This is a genomic window from Acinetobacter sp. SM1B (assembly GCF_003289665.1).
Taxonomy (GTDB): Bacteria; Pseudomonadota; Gammaproteobacteria; order Pseudomonadales; family Moraxellaceae; genus Acinetobacter; species Acinetobacter schindleri.
The window spans coordinates 557,883-564,698 of the sequence record NZ_QMBM01000001.1 but is presented as its reverse complement, the minus strand read 5'-3'; the positions used below and the strand labels follow the sequence as shown (position 1 = coordinate 564,698).

The window sequence follows — 6,816 nt, the reverse complement described above, 5'->3', positions numbered from 1 at the left end:
TGGCTCAATTAGGGGCGCTTTGCATTTCAAATCTTTGTGCAACAAAGCCAAGCAGAGTTATCCCAATACACAAAGCAGAATATTTAAAGAAACAACTAATCTAATTGAGAAGTAATTTAAGAACTCATTCTAATTTTATTTAGATTATTAAATTTCAGGCATAAAAAAACCGCTTAACGCGGTATCTTTTATCTCGACCATCTTTAAGGAGATGGTCGGAGCAGTAGGATTCGAACCTACGACCCCCTGGTCCCAAACCAGGTGCACTACCAGGCTGTGCTATGCTCCGATTTCAACTTTAAAAGTTGGGGTGAATGACGGGATTCGAACCCGCGACAACTGGAATCACAATCCAGGGCTCTACCAACTGAGCTACATCCACCATCATTTTGATTCTAAAATACCAGGCAACCAAATGGCGCGCCTGACAGGATTCGAACCTGTGACCATCCGCTTAGAAGGCGGATGCTCTATCCAACTGAGCTACAAGCGCTTTACCGATGATACTTATCATCCGCCTTGAAGAATTGGTCGGAGCAGTAGGATTCGAACCTACGACCCCCTGGTCCCAAACCAGGTGCACTACCAGGCTGTGCTATGCTCCGATTCATCTCAGCTTTCGTATCAAGCTAATCGCTTGGTACGGTGTGCATTCTAGGCGCGACGCCCAAAGACGTCAACACCTATATTTAAAAAAAATCAAAAAATCGCTTCAAGCGTATATTTATCAAGCATTTCAGACATTTTTTATACAAATTCTAACGTTTTAGACTGGCACTAAAGTCCAACATCCGGTCAAGTGGTAATTTTGCCCGTTCTGCCAAAGCAGGATCGACATGAATTTCCTGATCACCATGTTGCAACACATGCAGAATACCATCAAGTTCATTCATCGCCATCCAAGGACAATGCGCACATGAGCGGCAGGTAGCTCCCTCGCCAGCAGTTGGTGCTTCAATCAGGATCTTGTCAGGTACAGCCTGCTGCATTTTGTAGAATATACCGCGATCTGTTGCCACAATTAGTCGCTCATTAGGCAAAGTCTGAGCAGCTTTAATCAGTTGCGAGGTACTTCCAACAGCATCTGCAATTTCAACTACAGACATAGGGGATTCAGGATGTACCAGTACCGCAGCATCTGGATACAACGCTTTCATATTGGCAATGCCACGTGACCGGAATTCTTCATGCACAATGCACGCACCATCCCATAGCAACATATCGGCACCGGTTTTCTTTTGAATATAACGACCAAGATGCTGATCTGGCGCCCAAATGATTTTTTCACCTAAGCTATCTAAATGCTCGATAATTTCTACTGCACAGCTTGACGTCACCACCCAGTCCGCACGTGCTTTTACAGCTGCCGAAGTATTGGCATAAACCACTACAGTATGATCAGGATGAGCATCGCAAAACTTGGTAAATTCATCGACAGGACAGCCGAGATCCAGTGAACAGGTCGCTTCTAATGTTGGCATAAGTACAGTTTTATTCGGTGATAAAATTTTTGAAGTTTCCCCCATAAATTTTACACCAGCGACGACCAAAGTAGACGCTGGATGATCGCGACCAAAACGAGCCATTTCCAATGAATCAGACACACAACCACCGGTGAGTTCTGCCAGTTCCTGAACTTCAGGATCGCAGTAATAATGTGCGACCAGTACAGCATCACGCTTTTTAAGCTCTGCCTGGATCTGTGCAAACTTTTCCTGCTTGGCCTGTTCACTCAACTGATGCTCTTTCGTCTCACCCAGGCGGTCTAAATGTGCCTGCACAATTGATTTGGCTTCATTGGCTATCAGTTTGGTTGCATCATTCATAACAACGTCTTCTCTTTTCCTATATGCCTGCCTTACGCCAGACATCCACCCTACATCACATACCGGTCAGTTTTGGCAATATGCCTTTTTTTGACCATTCAATAAAAATTTTAAAAGTATAAAAAAGCCTCCAGACGGAGGCTTTTGAATTAAATCAGCATTATGAACGATAGTCCGCATTGATTCGGACATAGTCATAAGACAGGTCACAGGTATAAACCGTATCTTTCGCTGTACCTCGTCCAAGGTCAACACGAATAGTCATTTCTGCCTGAGACATCACTCGCGCACCAGCTTCTTCCGTGTAGTCCGCCGCTGCACCACCATCTTTACAGATTTGTACATCATCTAACCAAACCTGAATTTTTGCAACGTCTAAGTTTGCCACACCAGCATACCCAATCGCAGCCAGGATACGCCCCCAGTTTGGATCAGAAGCAAAGATCGCTGTTTTCACTAGCGGAGAATGGGCAATACTATAGGCAATATCACAACATTCTTGTGTATTCGCCCCACCTTCAACTGCCACAGTGATGAATTTAGTCGCACCTTCACCATCACGTACGATCAATTGAGCCAAACGTTTCATGGTACGTGCAAGTACTTCAAGAACTACTGCATAACGTGGATCTTCAGTAGAGCTAATTTCAGCACCGCCCGCCTGTCCAGTCGCAATAAAAATACAAGAGTCATTGGTTGAAGTATCGCCATCAATGGTAATACGGTTGAATGACATGTTCACTGTTGTAGATAGCAACTGTTGAACCAGTTCACGGCTAATCGGTACATCGGTGGCTACATACCCTAACATGGTCGCCATATTCGGACGAATCATGCCCGCACCTTTAGAAATACCAGTCATGGTATAGGTGATGCCATCCATTTCAAACTGTTCAGAAGCACCTTTTGGTGTGGTGTCTGTGGTCATGATCCCGGTCGCTGCATCTCCCCACGCATCATCACTCAATGAGTCTAGTGCTGGCTGTAAACCGCTCAATAGGCGCTCCATTGGTAGTTGCTCACCAATCACACCTGTTGAGAATGGAAGCACTTGCTCTGGTTTTACGCCAGCAAGCTCAGCAAGCTTTGCACAAGTTGCTTCTGCATTTGCCATACCGGTTGGGCCTGTACCAGCATTTGCATTACCCGTGTTAATCACTAAATAACGTGGATTGCCTACTGTCAAATGTGCCTTAGACACATGAACCGGTGCTGCACAAAAAGCATTTTGGGTAAATACCCCTGCAACATTGGAGCCTTCAGCCAGTTCAAATATCACCAGGTCACGTCGGTTCTGATAGCGCACATACGCTTCTGCCGAACCAATTTTTACCCCTTTCACCACATGCATCTGTGGCATAGATACGTCACCAACTGCCATTTTAAAATGTCCAATATTGAAGTTTTAGAAAAATACAGCTTAGTTGAACTGAGACAAAAAATCGAGCCAAAGCCTGATAGATGCTCACTTTTCTTATGGTTTTTCACAATAAAAAACCAGTCATAGTGACTGGTTTTATTGAGCTCAGCAAAACTTAGTTTTTTGCCAGCTGGGCAGCTTCATTTAGCAATGCTTGTTTCGCCTGTTGCTGACTAGTCGCAGACAATGCCGGATTAGATGCCACAATACGATCAGCATTGGCTGCATTGGCAGCAGTAATTGCAGCAGTTTGTAGTACAATCGGACGGTTCGGATTGGCAAAGGTATAACGAATACCTGTACGAGGGCTTTCCACAGTCACCTGACCGCTTGCATCTACCTGAACAGGTGCAGTCGTTGGGCCAATAGCTTGTTTGACTTTATCTACAGTTGTGGTTTCTGAAGCTGCAAAACTTAATGTAGGGATTGCCAAAGCAGCAATCATCAACGGTTTTAATACTTTTTTCATTGTCTGTCCGCAATTTGATGTCCAATGAGCAACTAAATAACACTTAATGTTATGGACTGCAATTCAAAATGTGCTTTTGAAAAACTTTTTCACATATAAAAATCAGAGTTCTGGAGCTCTGATTTTTTTATATCACTTAAATTTTACCGTGACACTGTTTGTATTTCAGACCTGAACCACATGGACACGGGGCATTACGGCTTGCAGGCGCTTCAAATACCGGTGCAACTGAAGTTGTATTGGCATTTTGCAGGGTATGATCTTCTTCCCCACCCTCCAGCAGACTGTCAAATTCCTGATGAGACAACTGGATACGCATTGCTTCAGCCTGAGCCTGTTGCTGTGCTTCCATCTCAGCCAGTTCTTCAGTAGTTGGTACATGGATACGGGACAGGTCCATCACCACATCAGATTTGATCACACCCAGCATATTCACAAACAGGTTGTACGCTTCTTTCTTGTATTCCTGTTCCGGATTTTTCTGTGCATAACCACGTAGATGAATACCTTGACGCAGGTAATCCATCGCAGCCAGATGCTCTTTCCAATGACGATCCAGAGAATTCAACAGGAAGTGACGTTCCAAAGTTGCTGCAGATTCAGCACCCATCTGTTCACGACGTTCGCGGTAGCGATTAATCACTTCATCGGTAATACGTTCAACCAGACCTTCTTCATCCAGACGACGGTCCTGTTCTAACCATTGACCTATTGGTAATTCGAAGTTCAGGTCTTCTTTCAATGCCTGTTCTAGACCTTCAATATCCCACTGGTCATGAATAGATTCTGGCGGAACATAGTTGGCAATCATGCCCTTCATGACATCGCGGATCATTTCTTCGATGTAATCTTGTAGCGAGCTTTCAGCCAGAATATCATCGCGTTGAGAATAAATGATCTTACGCTGTTCGTTATTTACGTCATCGTATTTCAACAGGTTTTTACGAATATCAAAGTTACGCGCTTCAACTTTACGCTGTGCATTTTCAATCGAGCGCGATACCATCTTGTGCTCAATCGCTTCATCTTCTTGCAGACCCATGGCACGCATCATGGCAATGATACGGTCACCTGCGAAGATACGCATCAAGTCATCTTCAAGTGACAGATAGAAACGGGATACCCCCGGGTCGCCTTGACGACCAGCACGACCACGCAACTGGTTATCGATACGACGCGATTCGTGACGCTCAGAACCAATAATATGCAAGCCACCTGATGCTAATACGGCTTCATGGTTCTCTTCCCATTCAGCTCTCAAGCGAGCTTCATCTTCAGCTGTTGGATTTTCAATTTTAGCGAGTTTGGCTTTCCAGTTACCGCCCAGCAAAATATCGGTACCACGACCTGCCATGTTTGTTGCAATGGTTACTGCACGTGGTGCACCAGCTTGGGCAATAATATCTGCTTCACGTTCGTGCTGTTTTGCATTCAGAACTTCGTGCTGAATGCCCGCTTCTCGCAATTTGTCAGAAAGAATTTCAGAAGCTTCGATAGTCGCAGTACCAATTAGAATCGGTGCTACACCAGCTTCATGAACACGTTGAATCTCCTGAATAATCGCGTTGTATTTACCTTCACGATTCAGGTAAATCAAGTCATTCTGGTCATTACGGATCATTGGACGGTGGGTTGGAATCAGCACCACATCCAGACCATAAATTTCTTTCATTTCCGCAGCTTCAGTATCCGCTGTACCGGTCATACCAGACAGTTTTTTATAAAGACGGAAATAGTTCTGGAAAGTTGTCGTTGCAAGCGTCTGGTTTTCAGGCTGGATTTCCAGACCCTCTTTCGCTTCTACCGCTTGATGGAGACCTTCAGACCAGCGACGGCCCGGCATGGTACGACCAGTGTTCTCATCAACAATGATGACTTCACCTTCATGGATGATGTAATGCACATTGCGTTGATACAGGTAATGTGCACGAATTGCCGCAGTCACGTGATGCACAAGATTCAAGTTAGATGCTGAATACAGACTCTCGCCTTCAGCTAGCAAACCCATAGAAATCAGTTCATTTTCAACAAATTCAAAACCGGTTTCGGTGATTTCTACAGAACGCTGTTTTTCATCAATCCAGAAATGACCGCCATCCGGCACTTTCTCTTCTTTTTGCGGGTGTAATTTTGGTGGAATGCTATTGATTGCAGAATAAAGCTGAGAAGAGTCTTCACTTTGACCAGAAATGATCAATGGTGTACGTGCTTCATCGATCAGGATCGAATCGACCTCATCGATAATCGCATAAGTCAGACCACGCTGCTTTTTCTCTGCCAGTGAGAACACCATGTTGTCACGCAGATAGTCAAAACCGAATTCGTTATTGGTACCGTACGTGATATCAGCTTTATAAGCTTCAGCTTTTTCTGCCGGGTTTTGCATGGAGTAAATGATACCAATGCTCAAACCCAAGAATTCGAATAATGGACGGTTTAACTCAGCATCACGCTGTGCCAAGTAATCGTTCACAGTAATGACATGTACGCCCTGACCACTTAAAGCATTCAGATAACAGGCCAAGGTACCCATTAGGGTTTTACCTTCACCGGTACGCATCTCGGCAATTTTGCCTTCATGCAGGGTAATACCACCGATCAGCTGTACGTCGTAATGACGCATTCCCATAATACGTTTACCTGCTTCACGGCAGACCGCAAACGCTTCAGGGAGTAATTTATCTAGACTTTCGCCGTTATTATATCGTTGTTTGAATTCTTCAGTTTTTGCAGATAAGTCTGCATCGCTTAGGGCTGATATCGTCGGCTCGAGCGCATTAATCTTGTCTACGATTTTACGCATGCGTTTGAGTTCGCGCTCATTTTTGGTACCGAAGATTCCTCCGATCAGACTTGCCAACATGAATAGACTCTCTAAATCTTGCTTGTCAAATGAATATGTTCTTAGTCGTTTATTATGGTGCTAGAAATTTGAACTACAAGGGTTTTAATAAAAAAACCTTATTCCAGCTTCCAGCCCGGAGATCTAAGGCAACGTAATGTAGCAAATTTTGAACACGCAATATAGTAAAATGCATGGCTGTTTGATTCAAAAGCAGATAGATGGATTTTATCTTTATGCACTTTTGCTCATAAGAAAA

Annotated in this window: 4 protein-coding genes and 4 tRNA genes; all 8 read right to left on the bottom strand. The window is 44.3% G+C overall.

Translation table 11 applies throughout. The features are described 5' to 3' along the window. Positions 1 to 212: 212 nt before the first annotated feature. Positions 213 to 289, bottom strand: a tRNA-Pro gene (locus tag C8322_RS02740). A 17-nt stretch (positions 290 to 306) separates the two neighbouring features. After that, positions 307 to 382 (bottom strand) — tRNA-His (locus tag C8322_RS02735). 34 nt (positions 383 to 416) lie between these two features. Then, positions 417 to 493: transfer RNA gene (locus C8322_RS02730), tRNA-Arg, on the bottom strand. 35 nt (positions 494 to 528) lie between these two features. Beyond that, positions 529 to 605, bottom strand: a tRNA-Pro gene (locus tag C8322_RS02725). Positions 606 to 758: 153 nt separating this feature from the next. Further along, positions 759 to 1,826 carry a quinolinate synthase NadA gene (gene nadA / locus C8322_RS02720; RefSeq protein ID WP_111810355.1) on the bottom strand — a complete coding sequence of 356 codons (1,068 nt, stop codon included), beginning with the start codon at positions 1,824 to 1,826 and terminating at the stop codon, positions 759 to 761. 160 nt (positions 1,827 to 1,986) lie between these two features. Beyond that, positions 1,987 to 3,207: a bifunctional glutamate N-acetyltransferase/amino-acid acetyltransferase ArgJ gene (argJ, locus tag C8322_RS02715; RefSeq protein WP_008304252.1), complete on the bottom strand. Its 1,221-nt coding sequence runs from the start codon at positions 3,205 to 3,207 to the stop codon at positions 1,987 to 1,989. Positions 3,208 to 3,361: 154 nt separating this feature from the next. Next, entirely contained in the window at positions 3,362 to 3,715 is a 354-nt protein-coding gene (locus tag C8322_RS02710) for a hypothetical protein (RefSeq protein WP_048881960.1), read from the bottom strand. A 136-nt stretch (positions 3,716 to 3,851) separates the two neighbouring features. Then, positions 3,852 to 6,578 carry a preprotein translocase subunit SecA gene (gene secA, locus C8322_RS02705; protein WP_008304248.1) on the bottom strand — a complete coding sequence of 909 codons (2,727 nt, stop codon included), beginning with the start codon at positions 6,576 to 6,578 and terminating at the stop codon, positions 3,852 to 3,854. Positions 6,579 to 6,816: the final 238 nt, after the last annotated feature.